The 19019-nt window shown below is 66.1% G+C and carries 15 protein-coding genes and 1 riboswitch; of the genes, 7 read left to right on the forward strand and 8 right to left on the reverse strand.

Annotated elements, in window-relative coordinates; genetic code table 11:
• Nucleotides 1-2 precede the first annotated feature (2 nt).
• From F6B93_RS05085 to F6B93_RS05095, 3 genes are read right to left on the reverse strand one after another with little or no spacing between them, the layout of a single operon-like run.
• The gene (locus F6B93_RS05085; RefSeq protein WP_211698116.1) at nucleotides 3-734 is read right to left on the reverse strand and encodes a class I SAM-dependent methyltransferase; all 732 of its coding nucleotides are present in this window, start codon (nucleotides 732-734) and stop codon (nucleotides 3-5) included.
• Nucleotides 731-1870 carry a homoserine O-acetyltransferase MetX gene (gene metX / locus F6B93_RS05090; protein ID WP_211698117.1) on the reverse strand — a complete coding sequence of 380 codons (1140 nt, stop codon included), beginning with the start codon at nucleotides 1868-1870 and terminating at the stop codon, nucleotides 731-733. Before metX ends, F6B93_RS05085 begins: the two co-directional genes overlap by 4 nt.
• 11 nt (nucleotides 1871-1881) lie before the next feature.
• A complete protein-coding gene (locus F6B93_RS05095) occupies nucleotides 1882-3231 on the reverse strand; it encodes a bifunctional o-acetylhomoserine/o-acetylserine sulfhydrylase (RefSeq protein WP_211698118.1) in 1350 nt (449 codons plus the stop codon).
• 136 nt (nucleotides 3232-3367) lie between these two features.
• Nucleotides 3368-3487, reverse strand: a riboswitch (SAM riboswitch).
• A 124-nt stretch (nucleotides 3488-3611) separates the two neighbouring features.
• Between F6B93_RS05095 and F6B93_RS05100 the strand changes: the two genes are divergently transcribed.
• The gene (locus tag F6B93_RS05100) at nucleotides 3612-4838 is read left to right on the forward strand and encodes an NADP-dependent isocitrate dehydrogenase (protein ID WP_211698119.1); all 1227 of its coding nucleotides are present in this window, start codon (nucleotides 3612-3614) and stop codon (nucleotides 4836-4838) included.
• On the opposite strand, the gene F6B93_RS05105 is transcribed toward F6B93_RS05100, so the two are convergent.
• Complete coding sequence (locus F6B93_RS05105; RefSeq protein WP_211698120.1) at nucleotides 4831-5691, reverse strand: alpha/beta fold hydrolase; 861 nt, start codon at nucleotides 5689-5691, stop codon at nucleotides 4831-4833. The two genes, F6B93_RS05100 and F6B93_RS05105, sit on opposite strands and share 8 nt — an antisense overlap.
• 100 nt (nucleotides 5692-5791) lie before the next feature.
• On the opposite strand from F6B93_RS05105, the gene trpS reads away from it, so the two are divergent.
• From trpS to F6B93_RS05120, 3 genes are all read left to right on the forward strand, one after another.
• Entirely contained in the window at nucleotides 5792-6811 is a 1020-nt protein-coding gene (gene trpS, locus F6B93_RS05110) for a tryptophan--tRNA ligase (protein WP_211698121.1), read from the forward strand.
• Between the two features lie 2 nt (nucleotides 6812-6813).
• Nucleotides 6814-7842 (forward strand): inner membrane protein YhjD, encoded by a 1029-nt coding sequence (gene yhjD, locus F6B93_RS05115; RefSeq protein ID WP_211698122.1) that lies wholly within the window; start codon nucleotides 6814-6816, stop codon nucleotides 7840-7842.
• Nucleotides 7843-7966: 124 nt separating this feature from the next.
• The gene (locus F6B93_RS05120) at nucleotides 7967-9328 is read left to right on the forward strand and encodes an HNH endonuclease signature motif containing protein (protein WP_211698123.1); all 1362 of its coding nucleotides are present in this window, start codon (nucleotides 7967-7969) and stop codon (nucleotides 9326-9328) included.
• Nucleotides 9329-9402: 74 nt separating this feature from the next.
• Here the strand turns inward: F6B93_RS05120 and nagA are convergent, their stop codons facing one another.
• The 3 genes from nagA to dacB1 are packed head-to-tail and all read right to left on the reverse strand — an operon-like array spanning nucleotide 9403 to nucleotide 13202.
• On the reverse strand, nucleotides 9403-10578 hold the full coding sequence (gene nagA, locus F6B93_RS05125) for an N-acetylglucosamine-6-phosphate deacetylase (RefSeq protein ID WP_211698124.1): 1176 nt from the start codon (nucleotides 10576-10578) through the stop codon (nucleotides 9403-9405).
• Nucleotides 10579-11931, reverse strand: a complete 1353-nt coding sequence (locus F6B93_RS05130) for a sugar porter family MFS transporter (RefSeq protein ID WP_425518528.1) — start codon at nucleotides 11929-11931, stop codon at nucleotides 10579-10581.
• A gap of 32 nt (nucleotides 11932-11963) precedes the next feature.
• Nucleotides 11964-13202 (reverse strand): D-alanyl-D-alanine carboxypeptidase DacB1, encoded by a 1239-nt coding sequence (gene dacB1, locus F6B93_RS05135; RefSeq protein ID WP_211698126.1) that lies wholly within the window; start codon nucleotides 13200-13202, stop codon nucleotides 11964-11966.
• A gap of 110 nt (nucleotides 13203-13312) precedes the next feature.
• Between dacB1 and F6B93_RS05140 the strand changes: the two genes are divergently transcribed.
• The 3 genes from F6B93_RS05140 to F6B93_RS05150 all read left to right on the forward strand — a co-directional run bounded on the left by F6B93_RS05140 (nucleotide 13313) and on the right by F6B93_RS05150 (nucleotide 17667).
• A complete protein-coding gene (locus F6B93_RS05140) occupies nucleotides 13313-13888 on the forward strand; it encodes a helix-turn-helix domain-containing protein (RefSeq protein ID WP_211698127.1) in 576 nt (191 codons plus the stop codon).
• Nucleotides 13885-16185, forward strand: a complete 2301-nt coding sequence (locus F6B93_RS05145; protein ID WP_211698128.1) for a VIT domain-containing protein — start codon at nucleotides 13885-13887, stop codon at nucleotides 16183-16185. The genes F6B93_RS05140 and F6B93_RS05145 overlap by 4 nt, the downstream gene beginning before the upstream one ends.
• 87 nt (nucleotides 16186-16272) lie before the next feature.
• Nucleotides 16273-17667 (forward strand): PPE family protein, encoded by a 1395-nt coding sequence (locus F6B93_RS05150; RefSeq protein ID WP_211698129.1) that lies wholly within the window; start codon nucleotides 16273-16275, stop codon nucleotides 17665-17667.
• Here the strand turns inward: F6B93_RS05150 and F6B93_RS05155 are convergent.
• Nucleotides 17636-18967: an aspartate aminotransferase family protein gene (locus F6B93_RS05155; RefSeq protein ID WP_211698130.1), complete on the reverse strand. Its 1332-nt coding sequence runs from the start codon at nucleotides 18965-18967 to the stop codon at nucleotides 17636-17638. The genes F6B93_RS05150 and F6B93_RS05155 overlap by 32 nt on opposite strands.
• Between the last annotated feature and the right edge of the window lie 52 nt (nucleotides 18968-19019).

Genomic DNA, 19019 nt, shown 5'->3' on the forward strand with positions numbered 1-19019 from the left:
GCTCAGGCCAGTGTCGCTCGCACACACACCGTGACGTAAGGGAGCGCCAGACCTGCCGAGTTGGCCAGCGCGGGATGGGTCGCCAGCAGCTGGCGTACCTGGTCGAGTGTCTTGGTGCGGACCTCGGCCGGCGAGTTGATGCAGTAGGTCCGAGAAGCAACCAGGTCGATCAGTGCCTGCGGCGTCAGGTAATTCGTCCACTCGACCTGATGGCGGGCCATGTCGGCAAACGGTTGTGGCAGTGTCACCTTGTCGCGGACCGGATCGCCGTCGCGGCCAATGATGTCACCCAGCTCGCGCACCCAGCCGAGCCGTTCGTCGCGGGTGTTCCACACCAGGCCGAGCCGCCCACCCGGTCGCAGCACGCGGGCCACCTCGGGAATTGCGCGAGCGGGATCGACCCAATGCCACGCCTGCGCGACCAGCACTGCATCAACGCTGTTGTCCTCCAACGGAATTTCTTCCGCGGTACCGAGCAGCGCACGCGTCTTCGGCAGCGAGGTGCACAACACCTCCAGCATTTCGGCGATCGGGTCAACCGCCACCACGTCCAGGCCACGCTCGACCAGCCTGGTGGTCAGCTTGCCCGTACCCGCCCCCAGGTCGAGCACATCGCGCGCGCCCGCGGGCAGCAGCCAGTCGATCGCTTCCGGTGGGTACGACGGGCGGCCCCGTTCGTAGGCGGCCGCCGCGGACCCAAACGACAGGGACCGGTCCCGCCGGGAGCGAGTCACCGCGGACCCGCGCCTTGGCCGTCGGCCAATTCGAGGGTCTTGCGGATCAGGTCGCCGACGGCCTCGGATTCCAAGAGGAAGCCGTCGTGCCCGTAGATGGACTCCACAACATGTAGCCCCGTGCAGCCCGGCAGCAGCTCGGCAAGCTCCTCCTGCAAGCGCAGCGGGTAGAGCCGGTCGGATGTGATACCACCGACCACCACCGGAACCGGGCACCCGCGCAGCGCCGCGGCGACCCCGCCGCGGCCGCGGCCGACATCGTGACTATTCAGTGCCTCGGTCAGGGTGACGTAGGTGCCGGCATCAAAGCGAGACAACAGCTTGTCGCCCTGATGCTCCAGGTAGCTCTGCACCGCGTAGCGGCCGCCGGCCGCCGGGTTCTCGAAGCCTTGATTGTTGTTGGCGAACCGGGTGTCGAGTTCGACCTCGCCGCGGTAGGTCAGGTGCGCGAAGCGGCGGGCGATCGTCAGACCGCCACTCGGCGTGCGTCCCGTCTCGTGGTAGTCGCCGCCTTGCCAGTTGGGGTCGACCTTGATGGCCGCGATTTGGGTGGTCTGGGTGCCGACCTGGTCGGCAGTCGCACGCGCGCCCACCGCCAGCAGTAATGCAGCCCGGACCCGGTCCGGATATCCCACGGCCCACTCCAGGGCTCGAGCGCCGCCCATCGAGCCGCCAACGACGGCGGCGACCTCGGTGATGCCGAGCGCACCCAGCGCCGCGATATCGGCCGTCACCTGATCACGCACCGTTGTCCTCGGGAATCGCGAGCCCCAGGGCTTTCCATCGCGCGCCAGCGAGCTGGGTCCGGTGGAGCCACGGCAACCGCCCAGCACGTTGGTGGCCACTGCGCACCAGCGGTTGGTGTCGATCGGCGCACCCGGCCCAGCGACCCCATCCCACCAGCCTGCGGTGGGGTGCCCAGGTCCGGCGGGGCCGGTGATGTGCGAGTCGCCGGTCAGGGCGTGCAGTACCACCACGACGTTGTCCCGTGCTGGCGACAATTCGCCCCATCGCTGCACCGCGATGCAGACATCGTCGATCACGGCGCCGCTCTCCAGCCGCAGCGGGCCGATGTCGACCATGCCGACCTCGCCCTCGGCGGGCAACGTCTGGGCAGGCACGTCGGAGATCGTCACGCCAGACCCGCTCAGAATGCCGCCACCGACTGCGGATCGCCGCTGAATTTCTGGGCCGCGGCAAAACCGAGCTCGAGGTCGGCCAGGATGTCATCGATCCCCTCGATACCGACGGCCAACCGCACCAGGCCCGGGCTCACGCCAGTCGCTAGCTGTTCGGTGGGGCTCAGCTGGGCATGGGTCGTCGATGCGGGATGAATCACCAGCGAGCGAACGTCACCAATGTTGGCGACATGGCTGTGCAGCTTCAGCGCGTTGACGAACGCCTTTCCGGCCTCGATGCCGCCGGCCAGCTCGAACGAGAGGACGGCTCCGGTTCCCTTGGGCGCCAGCTTCTTTGCTCGCTCATGCCACGGGGAACTGGGCAGCCCCGCATAGTTGACCGATAGCACCCCGTCGTGGGCTTGCAGGTGCTCGGCGACCCGCTGCGCGTTCGCGACGTGCCGCTCCACCCGCAGGCTCAGCGTTTCCAGACCCTGGGCCACCAGAAACGCGTTGAACGGTGACGCCGCCGACCCGTAGTCACGCAGCAGTTGCACCCGCGCCTTGAGCGCGTACGCCGGCGGCCCCAGCTCCGCATAGACGACTCCGTGGTAGCTGGGGTCGGGGGTGGTGAACCCGGGAAAGCGGCCCTGTGTCCAGTCGAAGGTGCCGCCGTCGACGATCACGCCGGCGATCGCCGCGCCGTGGCCACCCAAGTACTTGGTGGCCGAGTGCACGACGATGTCGGCGCCCTGGGCGAAGGGCCGGATCAAGTACGGCGTGGCAATGGTGTTGTCGACGATCAGCGGTACCCCGTTGCGGTGGGCGACCTCGGCAACGAACGGCGTATCCAGCACGTCGATTTGCGGGTTGGAGATGGTTTCAGCGAAGAACGCTTTGGTGTTCGGGCGCACCGCGGCCTGCCATGAGTCCGGGTCGTCGGGATCGTCGACGAAGCCGACTTCGATGCCGATCTTCGCCAGCGAATAGTGAAACAGGTTGTAGGTGCCGCCGTAGAGCCGCGGGCTAGACACGATGTGATCTCCAGCACCCGCGACGTTCAGGATCGCGAACGTCTCCGCAGCCTGCCCCGAGGACAGGAACAGCGCCGCCACCCCGCCCTCGAGCGCGGCGATGCGCTGTTCGACCACATCGGTGGTCGGATTGCCGATCCGGGTGTAGATGTTGCCGGGAACCTCCAGCCCGAAGAGCGCGGCAGCGTGCGCGGTGTCGTCGAAGGTGTACGACGTGGTCTGGTAGATCGGCAGCGCCCGGGCGTTGGTGGTCGGGTCAGGCTGCTGGCCAGCGTGAATCTGTTTGGTTTCGAACGACCAAGACGCGGTCGGATCGGCTTCTGTGCTGCTGCTATCGGCGCTCATCAGGGATCTTTCTGCTCACAATGGGGATTTCTGCTCACAATGGGGAGTAGGCGACATCGGCCGGGCAAGGCCCAACATGCTGTGGTGAATGTGTGCGCATCACGTTTCCCTGTCTGGTCAGGGGCCCGTCACGGCGGACCCGCGCTTGCCGCGCAGCCGGTGGTGGCTACTCAACCTGGTCATCACCCGGGGCACCCCACCGCGGTTGGAGGGTTGCCGGCCAGCAAGCCGGGGCTTGACGCTGGCGCTCATGACCGATCTGAAGCCTATCGCATGCCAACTACTCAGTGCCAACTCCGGGCGAACCCGGACTCTGAGTACTCTGGCGTGACGAGCAACCGCTCGGGGCACGCCCGCACGGCTGGAGGACTCGGAGCTAGATGTCCAGCGAACCCAAGATCAAGGTCAAAGGTCCGGTAGTAGAGCTCGATGGCGACGAGATGACCCGGGTCATCTGGAAGCTCATCAAGGACATGCTCATCCTGCCGCATCTCGATATCCAACTGGACTACTACGACTTGGGCATTGAGCACCGCGACGCGACGAACGACCAGGTGACCATTGATGCCGCCTATGCGATCAAGAAACACGGCGTGGGCGTTAAATGCGCGACCATCACTCCCGACGAAGCTCGAGTGCAGGAATTCAACCTGAAGAAGATGTGGCTGTCTCCCAACGGGACGATCCGAAACATCCTGGGCGGCACGATTTTCCGTGAACCGATCGTGATTTCGAACGTCCCGCGGCTGGTTCCGGGCTGGACCAAGCCGATCGTCATCGGCCGCCACGCATTCGGTGATCAGTACCGAGCGACGAATTTCAAGGTCGACCAGCCAGGCACCGTCACACTGACTTTCAGGCCCGCCGACGGCAGCGAGCCGATCGTGCACGAGATGGTGTCCATCCCCGAGGATGGCGGTGTCGTAATGGGGATGTACAACTTCAAGGAATCCATTCGAGACTTCGCGCGGGCGTCATTCTCCTACGGCCTCAACGCAAAATGGCCCGTCTACCTGTCCACCAAGAACACCATCCTCAAGGCCTATGACGGCATGTTCAAAGACGAGTTCCAGCGCATCTACGACGAAGAGTTCAAGGACAAATTCGAGGCGCACGGACTCACCTACGAGCATCGCCTGATCGATGACATGGTGGCCGCGTGCCTCAAGTGGGAAGGTGGCTACGTGTGGGCGTGCAAGAACTATGACGGCGACGTGCAGTCGGACACCGTCGCGCAGGGCTACGGTTCGCTGGGCCTGATGACGTCGGTGTTGATGACGGCCGACGGCCGGACCGTCGAGGCCGAAGCCGCCCACGGCACCGTCACCCGCCATTACCGGCAGTATCAGGCCGGCAAACCGACGTCGACGAACCCGATCGCGTCCATCTTTGCCTGGACCCGCGGGCTGCAACATCGCGGCAAACTGGACAACACACCCGAGGTCATCAAGTTCGCTGAGCAACTGGAAGAGGTCGTTATCGCCACTGTCGAGAGCGGCAAGATGACCAAGGATCTTGCCATCCTGATCGGTCCGGAGCAGAACTGGTTACTCAGCGAAGAATTCCTCGCGGCGATCGCCGACAACCTCGAACGGGCACTCAGCTAGCTGGTGGTTCCGAGTAGTCGGAGGCCCGGATATGCGGGCAGCACTCTTCGATGAAGCCGGTGATCAGATCGGTGATGCGGCCCGGCGCCTCGAACATCGGAACGTGGCCCACGTCGTCGAGCACGGTGATCCGGTGGTCGTCGGGAAGATTGCGGGTGAAATGCTTGCTGAACCTCGGCGAGGGGACAATCCGATCTTTGCCGCAGATCACCAGATGCGCCGGGACCGCGTTCTCGGCGAGTTCCCGCAGGCCGTGCAGCAGCGCCGCCTTGACGAGCAGCTGGAAGTAGGCGGGGCAGTGCGCGACATCGTCGACGATGCCGACCAGCTGGTCGTCGGTCACCCCGTCTGGCGATGCGCTGATGGCGTAGCTGGCTAACCGGCGGGTGAATGGCAGGCGCAGGCGCAACACCCGCGGCCCGAACAACCACGCGAGCCCCAACAGTGGCATACCCATGACGAACTTGGTGATCACCTCGAATTTGGCCGGGCTCCAGCGCGTCCACCCGCCGGCCGGCGCGATGCCGGTCACACTGCGTGCCCGTCCGCGTCGTTCGAGTTCGAATGCGACCCAGCCGCCCAGGGAGTTGCCGACGATGTGCGCCGTATCCCAGCCGAGGTCGTCCATTTGACGCTCGACGTGGTCGGCCAACACCGCCGACGACAGAAACCACGTGCCGGCACGCGGCCCACCGTTGTGCCCGGCCAATGTCGGGGCGAAAACCTCGTAGCGGCCGGTATCGGCCAACTGCTGGGCCACCACGTCCCACACTGTCTGCGACATCAGGAACGGGTGCAGCAGCAGGACCGGTTCTCCTGAGCCCAGATGGATTGGCGGGCGGCTCATCGTCATACTCTCGACACTACAAGGCCGGGTGATACCGCCGGTACCGGCGGCGCCCGCAGACCGCTCATCGAGGCGGCGTGCGGCCACGTGACAAGATCGGGTCATCATGAGCACCGCTACCGGATCCCGCCGGATATTCTCCGGCGTGCAGCCCACTTCTGATTCGCTTCATCTCGGCAACGCGCTGGGCGCCGTCGCCCAGTGGGTCACGCTGCAGGACGACCACGACGCGTATTTCTGCGTGGTGGACCTGCACGCGATCACCATCCCGCAAGACCCCGACGCGTTACGGCGTCGGACACTGATCACCGCCGCGCAATATCTGGCGCTGGGCATCGATCCCGCGCGGGCCACCGTCTTCGTGCAAAGCCACGTACCCGCCCACACCCAACTCGCCTGGGCACTGGGCTGTTTCACCGGCTTTGGCCAGGCGTCGCGGATGACTCAGTTCAAAGACAAGTCGACCCGTCAGGGCAGCGACGCAACCACCGTGGGCTTGTTTACCTATCCGGTGTTGCAAGCCGCTGATGTGTTGGCCTACGACACCGAGCTGGTGCCTGTCGGTGAGGACCAGCGACAGCACCTGGAGCTGGCCCGCGACATCGCACAACGGTTCAACAGCCGGTTCCCGGACACATTGGTGGTGCCCGATGTGCTCATTCCCAAGGTGACCGCCAAGATCTACGACCTGGGTGACCCGACGTCGAAGATGAGCAAGTCGGCGTCGACGGATGCCGGGCTGATCAATCTGCTCGACGATCCTGCGTTGTCCGCCAAGAAGATTCGCTCGGCGGTGACCGACAGTGAACGTGATATTCGCTACGACCCGGCTGCCAAACCGGGGGTGTCGAACCTGCTGGGCATCCAGTCGGCGGTCACCGGAGTTGAGATGGACTCCCTCGTTGCGGGATACGCCGGGCGCGGCTACGGCGACCTCAAGAAGGACACCGCCGAGGCCGTTGTCGACTTCGTCGGCCCCATCAAAGCTCGGGTCGACGAATTGATGGGTGATCTCACCGAGTTGGAGAACACGCTGGCCACCGGGGCACAACACGCCGAGGATGTCGCCGGCAAAACGGTTCAGCGTGTCTATGACCGGCTGGGTTTTCTTCCGCGGCTCCGGTAAACATGACCGAGCCAGCCAAGCCGCCGGTCCTCGATCGGGTGCGTGCCCGCTACGCGTGGTTCGACCACGTCATGCGTGCCTACCAGCGCTTCAACGACCACAACGGCAGCTTCTTGGCAGCGGGCATGACCTACTACACGATCTTCGCGATATTTCCCCTGTTGATGGTCGGCTTCGCGGTGGTGGGGTTCGCGTTGTCCCGCCAGCCGCGGCTGATCACGGCGATCGACGACCGGATCAGGGAGTCGGTGTCCGGCGAACTGGGGCAGCAGCTCGTCGACCTGGCGAATTCGGCGATCGCAGCGCGCGCTTCCGTCGGCCTCATCGGTTTGGCCACCGCGACCTGGGCGGGCCTGAGCTGGATGTCACACCTGCGGAAAGCGCTCGGAGCGATGTGGGACCAACCGAGTGGTTCAGCGGGTTTCGTGCGGAACAAGTTATCCGACCTGGGAGCCATGCTGGGGATGTTCGCAGTGGTCCTGGCTACCATCGGACTCACTGCGCTCGGCCATGCCACGCCGACCGTTCTGAGATGGCTTCACATACCACAGTTTTCGGGGTTCGACGGAATACTGCGTGGTGTTTCGGTTCTGGTGTCGGTGTTGGTGTCGTGGGTGTTGTTCACCTGGCTGATCGGCCGGCTGCCACGGTCGCCGGTGAGTCTGGTCGCCTCGATGAGGGCGGGTTTGATGGCCGCTATCGGATTTGAGCTGTTCAAGCAGCTAGGGTCGATTTATCTGCGGATCGTCTTGCGTAGTCCCGCGGGCGTCGCGTTCGGTCCCGTCTTGGGCTTGATGGTCTTCGGATTCATCACCGCGTTTCTGATCTTGTTCGCCACCGCGTGGGCCGCGACGGCGTCCGAGGATCCCCGTGCCCAAAGAGTCGAGCCCCCGGGGCCGGCGATGATCAGGCCGCGGATACAGGTGGACGAGGGCCTGAGTACGCGCCAGACGCTGACCGCGGTGGCCGTCGGAGCCGTTGGTGCGCTGACGTTTTCGCGTCTAGCCCGCTCTCGTCGGCACCAGCGTTAGCTTTGGGCGCGGGCCGGTCCCGAGCATTGGGCCGGCACCGATGCTCACCGATTTCACCTGTGTGACAGTGGATTTGCGCTCAGGAGCGGTGATTCTTGTCAGTGCCCGGCCATAGAATTGGAACATGCTTTCGAGTAGGCGTGAGGAGATCGTCGAGGTCTTTGACGCGCTCGATGCTGACCTGGATTGCGCATGCGAGTTGTCGTTTGATGGGCTTACCACTCCAGAGCGGTTGACGTTGCTGGAACGCTTGGAGACCGTGCGCCGCCGGCTGCCCGCAATCGAGCATGGGTTGATCAATCAGATCGCTGAGCAGGCCGGCGAGACCGAGCTCGGCGGCACCCTAGCCAGAACATTGGCCGATCGGCTGCACATCACCCGCGGCGAGGCCGGTCGGCGGGTGGCTGAGGCCACTGAGCTCGGCGAGCGGCGGGCACTGACTGGACAACCCCTGCCTCCGCTGCTGACCGAGACCGCCCGCCTCCAGTGCGACGGACGTATCGGCGGCGGTCATGTTCGGATCATCCGCGACTTCTTACGCCGGCTGCCCGTCAGCGTCGATGTTGAGACTCGGGATCACGCCGAGGCCCACCTGGCTGAGTTGGCCACCCAGTTTCGCCCCGACGAAGTAGCCAAGCTGGCCCAGCGGTTGATGGATTACCTGCACCCCGATGGCGACTACACCGATGATGACCGTGCCCGCCGACGCGGGCTCACGCTAGGCAAACAAGACGTCGACGGCATGTCGAAGTTGACCGGCTGGCTGACGCCGCAGACCCGCGCCGCTGTCGAGGCGGTCCTGGCCAAACTGGCCACACCTGGGATGTGTAATCCTGACGACCAAACGCCAGTAATCGACGGTCCGGCCGGTGACGAGGCGATCAAGCGTGACACCCGCGGCAGTGCCCAGCGCAACCATGACGGCCTCAATGCCGCGTTGCACGCGCTATTGGCCAGCGGAGAACTAGGTCAGCACAATGGGCTACCCGCGGCCATCGTCGTGTCCACGACGTTGAAGGACCTGGAATCCGGTGTGGGTAGGGCGCTTACCGGTGGGGGCACCCTGCTACCGATGTCGGATGTGATCCGGCTGGCCCGTCATGCTCATCATTACTTGGCGATCTTTGACGAGGGCAAGGCGATCGGGTTGTATCACACGAAGCGGCTGGCATCGCCCGGACAGCGAATAGTGTTGTACGCCAAAGACCGTGGTTGCACTCGTCCGGGATGTGACGTGCCCGGCTACCAATGCGAAGTCCACCATCTCACTCCTTATGCGACCTGCCGCACCACCGACGTCAACGACCTAGCCTTCGCTTGCGGCAAGGACCACTCGTTGGTCGAAAAGGGCTGGACCACAAGAAAGCGCGCCAACGGTGATACGGAGTGGATACCACCGCCGCACCTGGATCGTGGGCAACCCCGCACCAACGGGTACCACCATCCGGAGAAGCTACTTTCAGACCGCGAAGACGGCGGACCATAGGTGGTTGCGCCCGCAAGAGGGACAGATATGCCTCTTAGCCGTCTGATTTGGACGGTCCTATTCCTGAACCACGCCTAGCCGCCGGCCGGTGCCCGCCAATCGCCGTTGGCCATCACCGCCGTCACCTGCAAATCCGGTTCCAAAACAACAAGATTGGCATCGTAGCCGGTCGCCAGCTGGCCCACTCGGTCGAGACCGAGCGCCCGGGCCGGGTTCGTCGACGTCATCTGCACCGCTGCGGCCAACGCCGCATCGCGCTCCGGTCCCCGTGCGGCCACGGCCCGGAAGAGCTGATCCATGGTGGCGAGGCTGCCGGCGACCGTCGGCGTCCCCCGCACCCGCGCCACACCGGACTCGACGTCGAAGTGCACCGAACCGAGTTGAAACGCACCGTCGCCGCATCCCGCCGCGGTGGTGGCGTCGGTGACCACGGCCACCCGATCGGCACCGACGGCCCCGATCACTGCGTGCACCACCGCGGGGTGGAGGTGCACGCCGTCCGCGATGAGTTCTACGGTCACCCGCGAGTCCTGGAGCAGCGCGAGAGCGGGTCCGGGCTCGCGATGGTGCAGCGGTGGCATCGCGTTGAACAAGTGGGTGGCAACGGTGGCGCCCCTGGCGATGGCTGTCTTGGTCTGCTCATAGGTCGCATCCGTGTGACCCACTGCCACAACAGCTCCCGCGTCCAGAAATCGACCGATCGCGGCGTCGCTCCCGGCCAGCTCGGGCGCCAGCGTGACCATTCTGATGGTGCCGCCCGCAGCGGCAAGCACAGCGTCGATTTCGGCGAGGTCCGGGACGCGCAGCTGCGAGCGGTCGTGCGCCCCGCACCGTGCCGCGGCGAGCCAGGGACCCTCCAGATGGATGCCTGCCACGGTGTCCAGCCGGCTCAGTCCGATGGCCTCGGCAAGCACGCTCACGGCCGAGACCAGTTCTGCGGGTGCGGCGGTCACTAGACTGGCCAGCATCGTCGTGGTGCCGTGTCGCAGATGGAATGCGGCCACCCGCGCGGCTTCCGCGGCGTCCCCCGCGGCAAACGATGCGCCGCCGCCGCCGTGCACATGCATGTCGACGAAACCGGGAACCACAAGGGAATTCCCGAGATCGAGGCAATCCCCAATACCGGCACCGGCGTGCTGAGGCGGCGTCCCGACGCCGCACGCGACAATCCGCCGCCCCGCGGTCTGCACCCAGCCCGGTCGGCGGATCTGACCGTCGATCGCGACCGCACCCGCGCGGATCAGGGTCATTTAGGCCTCCCAGCGGCCGCCGTTCTCCCAGAAGTGCCGGATCTCCTCCAGCTGGCGGCCTTTGGTCTCCGGAGCAAACCAGTACACCACGGCGAACGCGATGAGCGCGAAGAACCCAAACACCGCGAAAACGGCTGCGCCGCCGAGTGAACGCAGCATCGTGAGGGAGAACGCGGCAACGATCGCGTTGGCCGTCAGGCTCGACGTCAGCATCAGGCTTGACCCCAGCGACCGCAGGCGCGACGGGAAGCTCTCGCCCGCGTAGACCCAGACCAGAGAGCCGAACCCGAAGCTGAACCCAATGATGAATAACAGCACGCCGCCGAATCCCACTATCAATGCCGGGCCTCCTTGCTGGCCCGGGTCCCTGGCGAAGACGGCGACCAGCACGATATCGGCGGCGATCATCATCGCGATGCCGGACAACAGGATCGGACGCCGTCCCAGCCGGTCGACGAGAATCAGCGACGTGCACACCGCGGCCAAACCGGCGACCTGCACTAGCGCGGGCAGCCCCAGCAGGGCGAAATGACCTTCGAAACCCATGGCTGCGAACAGACGGGGGCTGTAGTAGATGATCGCGTTGATGCCGGTGATCTGCAGGAGAAAGCCCAGCGTGACGACAAACAGGGTGGCCCGCAGATACGGCCGCCGCACCATTTCGGCGATGCTGCTGGTGCTGGCCTGGTCTTCGGCTACGGCGCCCGCGATCTCGGCCAGCTCCACGTCGACATCGGCGTCGGCCACGACCCGACGTAGCGCGGCGCGTGCTTCGGCGGCTCGGCCCTTGAGGAGCAACCACCGAGCGGTGTCGGGCATGCGCAGCAACAGCGGTAGTAGCAGCGCGGCGGGTACGGCAGCCAGCCCGAGCATCCATCGCCAGCTATGCGAACCGGCCAGCAGGTAGCCGACCGAGTAGCCGACGATGAGGCCGCTGACCACCGCCACCTGATAGGCCGCCAGCAGCGACCCGCGCACCGCGGCCGGTGCCGACTCGGCCACGTAGACCGGGATGACGACCACCGATACGCCGATGCACACGCCGAGCAGCAGGCGTGCGGTCAGCAGCATCGGTAACGAGATTGAGAGCGCGCCCATCAGTGCGAACAGCACGTAGCCGGCGGTGATCAGCACCGTCGATGTCTTGCGCCCGATCGCGTTGGCGAGTACCCCGGCTCCGAGCGCCCCCGCGATCTGGCCGATCACCACCGTGGTCGTGACCAGTTCCTGTTGCCGTGTGGTGAGGTCGAATTCGTCGCTCATGAACAGCAGCGCTCCCGCGATGCTGGAGAGGTCGTAGCCGTAGATGAGGCCGACGCTCGCGGCGGTGAGCCCGACCGAAAGTCGCCGCAGCGCCGGCCCGCGTCCCACCGCTGCCAACGTCCCTAGTGCTGGGCTCGCCGGTTCATCGAGCGGGCGACCATGATCAGGCCGAACACGATGATGGTGCCGATCAAGGCCACTCCCACTCGCACCGGAAGGGTGTCTTGGGACGCCATCAGCCCCGCGGCCTGGTTACTGTCGGCCAGTTGGTCGGCGGTGCCGTCTTGGCTCGTGGTTATCAGCGAGGGGTCGGGCTCGACCAGCGATCCGATCTGGGTGCCCTCAGGTGTGGCAAACCCGTAATCCAGCAGGCGTGCCGCCTGTTCCCAGGGCTGGATCGGTCGTCGCGTCCCGTGCAGCAGCACCGCCACCAGCCGCCGGCCATTGCGGTTGGCCGCCCCGACGAAAGTCTGGCCGGCGTCGTCGGTGTAGCCGGTCTTACCCCCGAGTGCGCCCGGGTAGTGATAGAGCAGCTTGTTGTCGTTTTCCAGTTCGTAGCCTGGATGGTCGCCGTGGCCGGGGAAGTCGAAGGTGCGCGTCGCCACAATGTCGGCAAACGTGGGATTCTGCCAGGCGTACCGATAGAACAGGGCGATGTCATAGGCCGAGGTGCTCATCCCAGGCCCATCGAGTCCGGATGGCGTAGCGACCCTGGTATCGCGACCGCCGAGCTTGGCGGCCAGCACATTGATTTTCTGCAGGGCGGCCTCCATGCCACCGAACTGCATGGCCAGCGAGTTAGCGGCATCGTTGCCGGAATGCATCAACAGCCCGTGCAGCAGCTGGTTGACGGTGTAGGTGCCGCCGGGGGCCACGCCGACCTTGGTTCCCTCCGTGGCGGCATCCGCCTCGGTACCGGCGACCGCCTTGTTGAGACTGAACGCGTCGATGGACGTCATCGCGACGAGCACCTTGATCACGCTGGCCGGGCGGTGCCGGCCGTGGGGATCCCGGGCTGCGATGACGGCGCCACTGTCCAGATCGGCTACCAGCCACGCTTCCGCGGAGACGTCACCGGGCACCGGTGGGGTATCGGGGGCTGTGACCACACCGCAGCTGCCCAGCGCATTGCCGCCGACCGGCGTGTGCGGCACCGGCAGCGGCAGCGGCGGCTCACCGGCCCGCGGAACCTCCGACGAGTCCACCGCCTGCGGGGTGGACACCTTGTATGGGCAGATGCTGGGCGCGCTGTTGGGCTCGGCGGTCGCGACGGGCACTGCGAGCATCGCAGGTCCGGTGATCGCGAATGCCGCCGCAGCCAGGCATGTCGCGGCGCGGAGTGCGGACCGTAGGAAGGGCATCGCTGTGCAGAGTAGGTGATCGCCGCCCGGATCGCCGGGTGCCGCGCTGTGACTGATGAGACAGAAGTTATTTGACACTGTCAGAAATCTAGATGACACTGTTAATAGCGATGACGTCACTTCTCACCTTGTCCGAGTTCGCCGCAGCGGCCGCCCGTGCCGTGCAGGCCTCCGGCGCCGTGCCCGACAATCGCCAGGCCAAGCCGATCCCGGCCGAGCGGATGATCCGCTACTACACCGCCAGGGGGTTGCTACCGCGGCCGGGTACCCGGGGACGCGCGTTGACCTACGGGCGCACTCACCTGCTCCGTCTGGTCGCGATCAAACGGCTCCAAGGGCAGGGGTTGTCGCTCGAGGAGATCGGTCAGCGCCTCGACCGCCTGCCGCCAGCCGAGCTGGAATCGCTGGCCGCGATCCCGCCGAGCGCAATGCCCGCGGACCTGGGTGATCCCGAGGCTGATTCCGGACCGTCGCGCGCCGCCGGCCGTTTCTGGCAGACCGCACCCGAGACGTCTCCCGCCCCGGCACCCGATCCTCCATCGGTCGCCGCCATGACGGCCGTGCGGCTCTCCGACAACGTCACCGTGCTCATCGACGGACCGGCAGGCGCGCTTCCCGCGCCCGAAACCCTGCGCAGCGCCGCCGCTCCGCTCCTCGACCTTCTCGCACGAAAGGACTCCCCATGAGGACCCAGTTGCTTCCCCTGATAGCCGCCGAACCCGTACCCGCAAGGACGGCGGCCGAGCCCACATGTGGCGAGCTGAAATCCGCCGACGGGCGCTTGCTGCCCCTCAAGGCGTGCAGCGTCGACACCGTCGTCGTCGGCATGACCGCTACCTCTACCGTGCGGCAGCTCTTCGCGAATACTGGCGATTCGACCATCGAGGCCACCTATGTGTTTCCGTTGCCGCCGCGCGCGGGTGTAACCGATTTCGTCGCCGACATGGCGGGACGTCGAGTGGTTGGTGTGCTCAAAGAGCGTGGCCAGGCCCGCACCGACTATGAGCAGGCGGTGGCCGATGGGCAGCGCGCCGCCATCGTGGAGGAGGACCGCTCCGATGTGTTCTCGGTGCGGGTGGGCAACCTCGGGCCCGGTGAACAGGCCACTGTCGAAATGCGACTGACAGGTCCGCTGGAGTTCCAGGATGGCGAGGCCACCTTCCGCTTTCCTCTGGTGGTCGCGCCGCGGTACACCACCGGCAGCCCGCTACTCGGCGATCAGACGGGATCCGGCGTGGCCTGCGACACCGCTGCCGTGCCGGACGCGTCGAGGGTGACTCCGCCTCGTCTAGAGGACGTCGACGACCGCCCCGACCTGCAGATATCGCTGTCGTTGCACGACGGTGGCCTGCCGGTCTCCGACCTGCGGGCCTCCCTGGCCACCGCGGTGCTGGACTCCTCCCCGGAGGGTCTCACCCGGCTGCGGGTCGAGCCCGGTGCGCGGGCCGACCGGGATTTCGTGCTGCGCTTTCGCCTCGACCGCAGCGAATGGTCGTCATCGGCGCTGCTCGTCCCGGATGCCGAACGCGACTCAGCGGATGGCGAAGGCACTTGGTCAGTCACGCTGGTGCCACCAGCCGAAACGTCGACCGCGCCGCGCGACGTCGTAGTGGTGCTCGACCGTTCCGGCTCGATGGGCGGCTGGAAGATGGTCGCCGCGCGGCGCGCCGCCGGCCGGATCGTGGACATGCTCGACACCGTCGACCGATTCTGCGTGCTGGCATTTGATCACCAGATCGACACGCCTGCGGCCATGCCCGCCGGACTCGTCGAGGGTTCGGACCGAAACCGGTTCGCTGCGGCGTCATGGCTGGGCACGTTGACCAGTCGAGGCGGTACCGAGATGGCCGCACCGCTGCGCACAGCGGTCGAGATGCTTACCGCGTCCGGCGAAGACCGGCAGGCCAGCGTGGTCCTGGTAACCGACGGCCAGATCACCGGCGAAGACCACCTGTTGGCGACGCTGGCGCCGGCCATCGGGCGAACCCACGTGTATTGCGTCGGCATCGACCGTGCCGTCAACGCCGGTTTCCTGGACCGGCTGGCGCGACTGGGCACCGGACGGGCCGAGTTGGTCGACTCGGAAGACCGCCTCGACGAGGCGATGGCCAGGCTGGCCCGCACCATCGGGCGTCCGTCGCTGACCGCGGTCCGGGTCACCCCAGACGCAATGGCAGGAGTCGAGTGCATCGACGGCACCGTGACACCGAGCCTGTCGCCCGACGCTTTCGCGGGTGTGCCGTGCGTGATCTCGGGGCGGTATCGCGGCCCCGCCACTTCCGTCACGCTGCATGTCGAAGCCGACGCGGCGAACGGCCCGTTCGCGACGGCGCTGCCCGCCCGGGTGGTGCCCGAAGCTATAGCCGTACGGACGATCTGGGCGCGTAGCGTGGTCCGCGACCTCGAGGACGAATACGCGTCGTGGCGAAGCTCGGATGCATCCGACGATCTGGCCGCGCGGCTGATCGCGCACTCCATCCGGTTCGGTGTGCTATCCAGGTTCACCGCATTCGTGGCCATTGATCCGGATCGCCCGGAATCGAGTGAGGCCGGCCCGCTGACCGAGATCGTCCAGCCGGTCGAGGCGCCCTCAGGATGGGCAGCCCCCCGCCTCATGGCGGCCGCCGCACCCATGGCGGCCCGGGCCATGACCCCGCCGCCGAGTGCCGCTGCTGTTCCCGCTGCGAAGCGGGTCCGCAAGCGATCCCTGGCGGATCTGCTCAAGAGGGTGCGGCAGGCCGTCCCGAAGGACGACTCTGGACTCGATGACGTGTGGGCGGAGTTGACCGTACACCGCGACACCTCAGCCGATCCCGACCTTCGTTCCGCGCTCACGAAGCTCTGCGATGCGCTCAATAGGTACCTGTGCAACCCCACCGAGAAACAGGCTCGGACGGTGATGGAAGCTCTCGACGAGGTCCAGCGGGTACTCGCCACGGCCAAGCGCCGCCGACGCGTGCGCAGGCCCCGTTTCTGGGTGTAGCCGGCTCGAGCCGGCCCCGCGCTGGCGCGTGAAGTGACACAATCAGCCCAACCCTCTAGTGGCGACATCAGCTCAAGGCGCGAGGCGATGGATTACCCGAGGCTGCGGCCCGAGATCAACTCCGTTCGAATGTATCGCGGCCCGGGACCGGGCTCGCTGCTCGCCGCCGCGGTGGCGTGGGATGGGCTGGTGGCCGACCTAGACTGCGCGGCTGAGGCTTGCGAATCGGTGATCGCGGGCCTGACCGACCGGTGCTGGCTGGGCTCGTCATCGGCGTCGATGGCCGCCGCCGTCGCACCGTACCTGGGCTGGTTGCGTGCGGCGGCCACCGAGGCCGGGCACGCAGCCGCCCAGGCCCGGGAGGTGGCGAGCTCTTATGAAGCCGCCTTTGCCGCCACGGTGGATCCGGTGATGGTTGCGGCGAACCGGGCTCACATCGTCGCGCTGGCGAGATCGAATCTGTTGGGGCAGAACGCCGCTGCAATCGCGGCCGTTGAGGCGGCGTATGAGCAGATGTGGGCCCAAGATGTCGCTGCAATGGTGGCCTATCAGGTGGGCGCCCTGGCGGCCAGCGCGCAGCTGATGCCCTGGCAGCAACCACTACCCAGCATGGGGTCGGGCGCATTCACCGGGACGCGGATCACCGTCCCGGGTGCCTCACCGTTGTTTCAGCCGAGGATCTTTCAGGAGATCATCGGCCTGACACCGCCGCAATATGCTGCGCTCAATGTCGCGATCGGCGAGAACTGGTTCCCGGACACGATGGCGCAGGTGGTCAACTACCCCGCCACGTTTGGTTTCCTCAGCGGCTCCCTTGCGGCCCCCGACGTCAACCAATCCGTCGCCATTGGTCAGCAGTTGCTGCACGCCGAAATTCTTCGCGCCGCCACTACCGGCGAACCGGTCGCGGTATCCGGACTGTCGCTGGGCACCGTCGTCATCGACCGCGAGCTGGCCTTTTTGGCCACGGATCCGACGGCACCAGCACCCGATCTGTTGACATTCCTTCACCTGGCCGGTCCTGAGCGCGGGCTGGCCCACACCTATCTCCCGAACGGCGTCACCGTCCCGCTCATCAACTACACGGTGGGGGCCGTGCCGGAGAGTCAGTACGACATGAATGTCGTCTACCGCCAGTACGATTTCGCCGCTAATCCGCCGGATCGGCCGTGGAATCTGGCTGCCACTCTCAATTCGCTGCTCGCCTTCAACTCTGTGCACACCCCAACCGCGTTCGCGTCACCGGACCAGGGGGTAGTGGTTTCCACCGCCACGAGCGTGCTGGGCGGAACGACAACCACGTACATGATTCCCACGCCCCTCCTTCCGCTGCTCATGCCACTTCAACAGCTTGGTGTCCCGGCACCGATTATCGGCGCGCTGGATAACCTCATGAGACCGATCGTCAACCAGGGCTACTCCCAGTACGACCCCACTGGTGGCCCCTACCTCAGCCACGGAAATCTGGTGTGGTCGCTTTGAGCACGCTGCGCAGAATGGATTCGATGGTGTCGAACTCGGCCTGACCGCTGATCAGCGGCGGGGCCACCTGAACTACGGGATCGGCGCGGTCGTCGGTGCGGCAATACAGCCCGGCGTCGAACAGGGCAGCCGACACCTGGCGGAGCAGCCGTCCACGTTCCTCGCCCGAGAAGGTCTGTCTGGTCGTCTGGTCCTTGACCAACTCGATGCTGAAGAAGTACCCCTCGCCGCGAACATCGCCCACCACGGGCAGGTCGTACAGCTTCTCCAAGGTGGCCCGCAGTGCGGGCGAGCGCTGCTTAACCTGATCGTTGAGGCCTTCGCGCTCAAAGATGTCGAGGTTGGCCAGGGCGACCGCGGCCGACACCGGATGGCCACCGAAGGTGTAGCCGTGCGGGAACATCGTCGTTCCGTCGTTGAACGGTTCGAACAGCCGATCGCTGGCGAGCATCGCCCCGAGCGGTGAGTAGCCCGACGTCAGGCCTTTGCCGCAGGTGATCATGTCGGGAACGTAGCCGAAGTCGTCGCAGGCAAACATCGACCCGATTCGGCCGAACGCACAGATCACCTCGTCGGACACCAACAGCACGTCGTACTCGTCGCAGATCGCGCGGACCCGATCGAAATAGCCGGGGGGAGGCGGGATGGAACCGCCCGCGTTCTGCACCGGCTCCAAGAACACCGCGGCGACGGTCTCGGGTCCTTCGAACTCGATCGCCTCGGCGATCCGGTCGGCGGCCCACAGCCCGAACGCCTTGGCGTCGGTATCGAACGGCGCGCGGTAGAAGTTCGTATTCGGCACTCGGAACCCGCCGGGCGTCACCGGCTCGAACGGCGCTTTGAATGGCGGTAAGCCGGTGAGCGCCAGGGCTCCCTGAGTGGTTCCGTGGTAGGCCGCCGCCCGCGAGATGACCTTGTGCTTGCCGGGTTTGCCGATGAGCTTGAAGTACTGTTTGGCCACCTTCCATGCGGTCTCGACCGCCTCGGTGCCACCTGATGTGAAGAACACTCGGTTCAGGTCCCCGGGGGCGTAGTGCGCCAGGCGCGCGGCCAGCTCGATCGCCGGTGGGGTGGCGTACCCCCACAGTGGGAAGAATCCCAGCGTGCCGGCTTGTCGGGCTGCGGCCTCGGCGATTTCGGCGCGTCCATGACCGACCTGCACGACGAACAGGCCGGACAGGGCGTCCAGGTAGCTCTTTCCCCGGTCGTCAAAGATGGTGACGCCCTCGCCGCGGGCGATGATCGGATGTGCGATACCCGCGCCGTGCCGGGTGAAATGTAACCAGAGATTCCCAGACATGGCCGCGAGCGTAGCGCCAGTGCGCGATTCGGCGCGCAGCGTCACCGTGGCG

Source organism: Mycobacterium spongiae, from assembly GCF_018278905.1.
Lineage (GTDB): Bacteria > Actinomycetota > Actinomycetes > Mycobacteriales > Mycobacteriaceae > Mycobacterium > Mycobacterium spongiae.

What these genes read in the sequence shown, in the direction of transcription:
- F6B93_RS05095 (WP_211698118.1), bottom strand. Translation starts at nt 3,231, where the DNA reads ATGAGCGCCGATAGCAGCAGCACAGAAGCCGATCCGACCGCGTCTTGG.
- F6B93_RS05100 (WP_211698119.1), top strand. Translation starts at nt 3,612, where the DNA reads ATGTCCAGCGAACCCAAGATCAAGGTCAAAGGTCCGGTAGTAGAGCTC.
- F6B93_RS05105 (WP_211698120.1), bottom strand. Translation starts at nt 5,691, where the DNA reads ATGACGATGAGCCGCCCGCCAATCCATCTGGGCTCAGGAGAACCGGTC.
- trpS (WP_211698121.1), top strand. Translation starts at nt 5,792, where the DNA reads ATGAGCACCGCTACCGGATCCCGCCGGATATTCTCCGGCGTGCAGCCC.
- yhjD (WP_211698122.1), top strand. Translation starts at nt 6,814, where the DNA reads ATGACCGAGCCAGCCAAGCCGCCGGTCCTCGATCGGGTGCGTGCCCGC.
- F6B93_RS05120 (WP_211698123.1), top strand. Translation starts at nt 7,967, where the DNA reads ATGCTTTCGAGTAGGCGTGAGGAGATCGTCGAGGTCTTTGACGCGCTC.
- nagA (WP_211698124.1), bottom strand. Translation starts at nt 10,578, where the DNA reads ATGACCCTGATCCGCGCGGGTGCGGTCGCGATCGACGGTCAGATCCGC.
- dacB1 (WP_211698126.1), bottom strand. Translation starts at nt 13,202, where the DNA reads ATGCCCTTCCTACGGTCCGCACTCCGCGCCGCGACATGCCTGGCTGCG.
- F6B93_RS05140 (WP_211698127.1), top strand. Translation starts at nt 13,313, where the DNA reads ATGACGTCACTTCTCACCTTGTCCGAGTTCGCCGCAGCGGCCGCCCGT.
- F6B93_RS05145 (WP_211698128.1), top strand. Translation starts at nt 13,885, where the DNA reads ATGAGGACCCAGTTGCTTCCCCTGATAGCCGCCGAACCCGTACCCGCA.
- F6B93_RS05150 (WP_211698129.1), top strand. Translation starts at nt 16,273, where the DNA reads ATGGATTACCCGAGGCTGCGGCCCGAGATCAACTCCGTTCGAATGTAT.
- F6B93_RS05155 (WP_211698130.1), bottom strand. Translation starts at nt 18,967, where the DNA reads ATGTCTGGGAATCTCTGGTTACATTTCACCCGGCACGGCGCGGGTATC.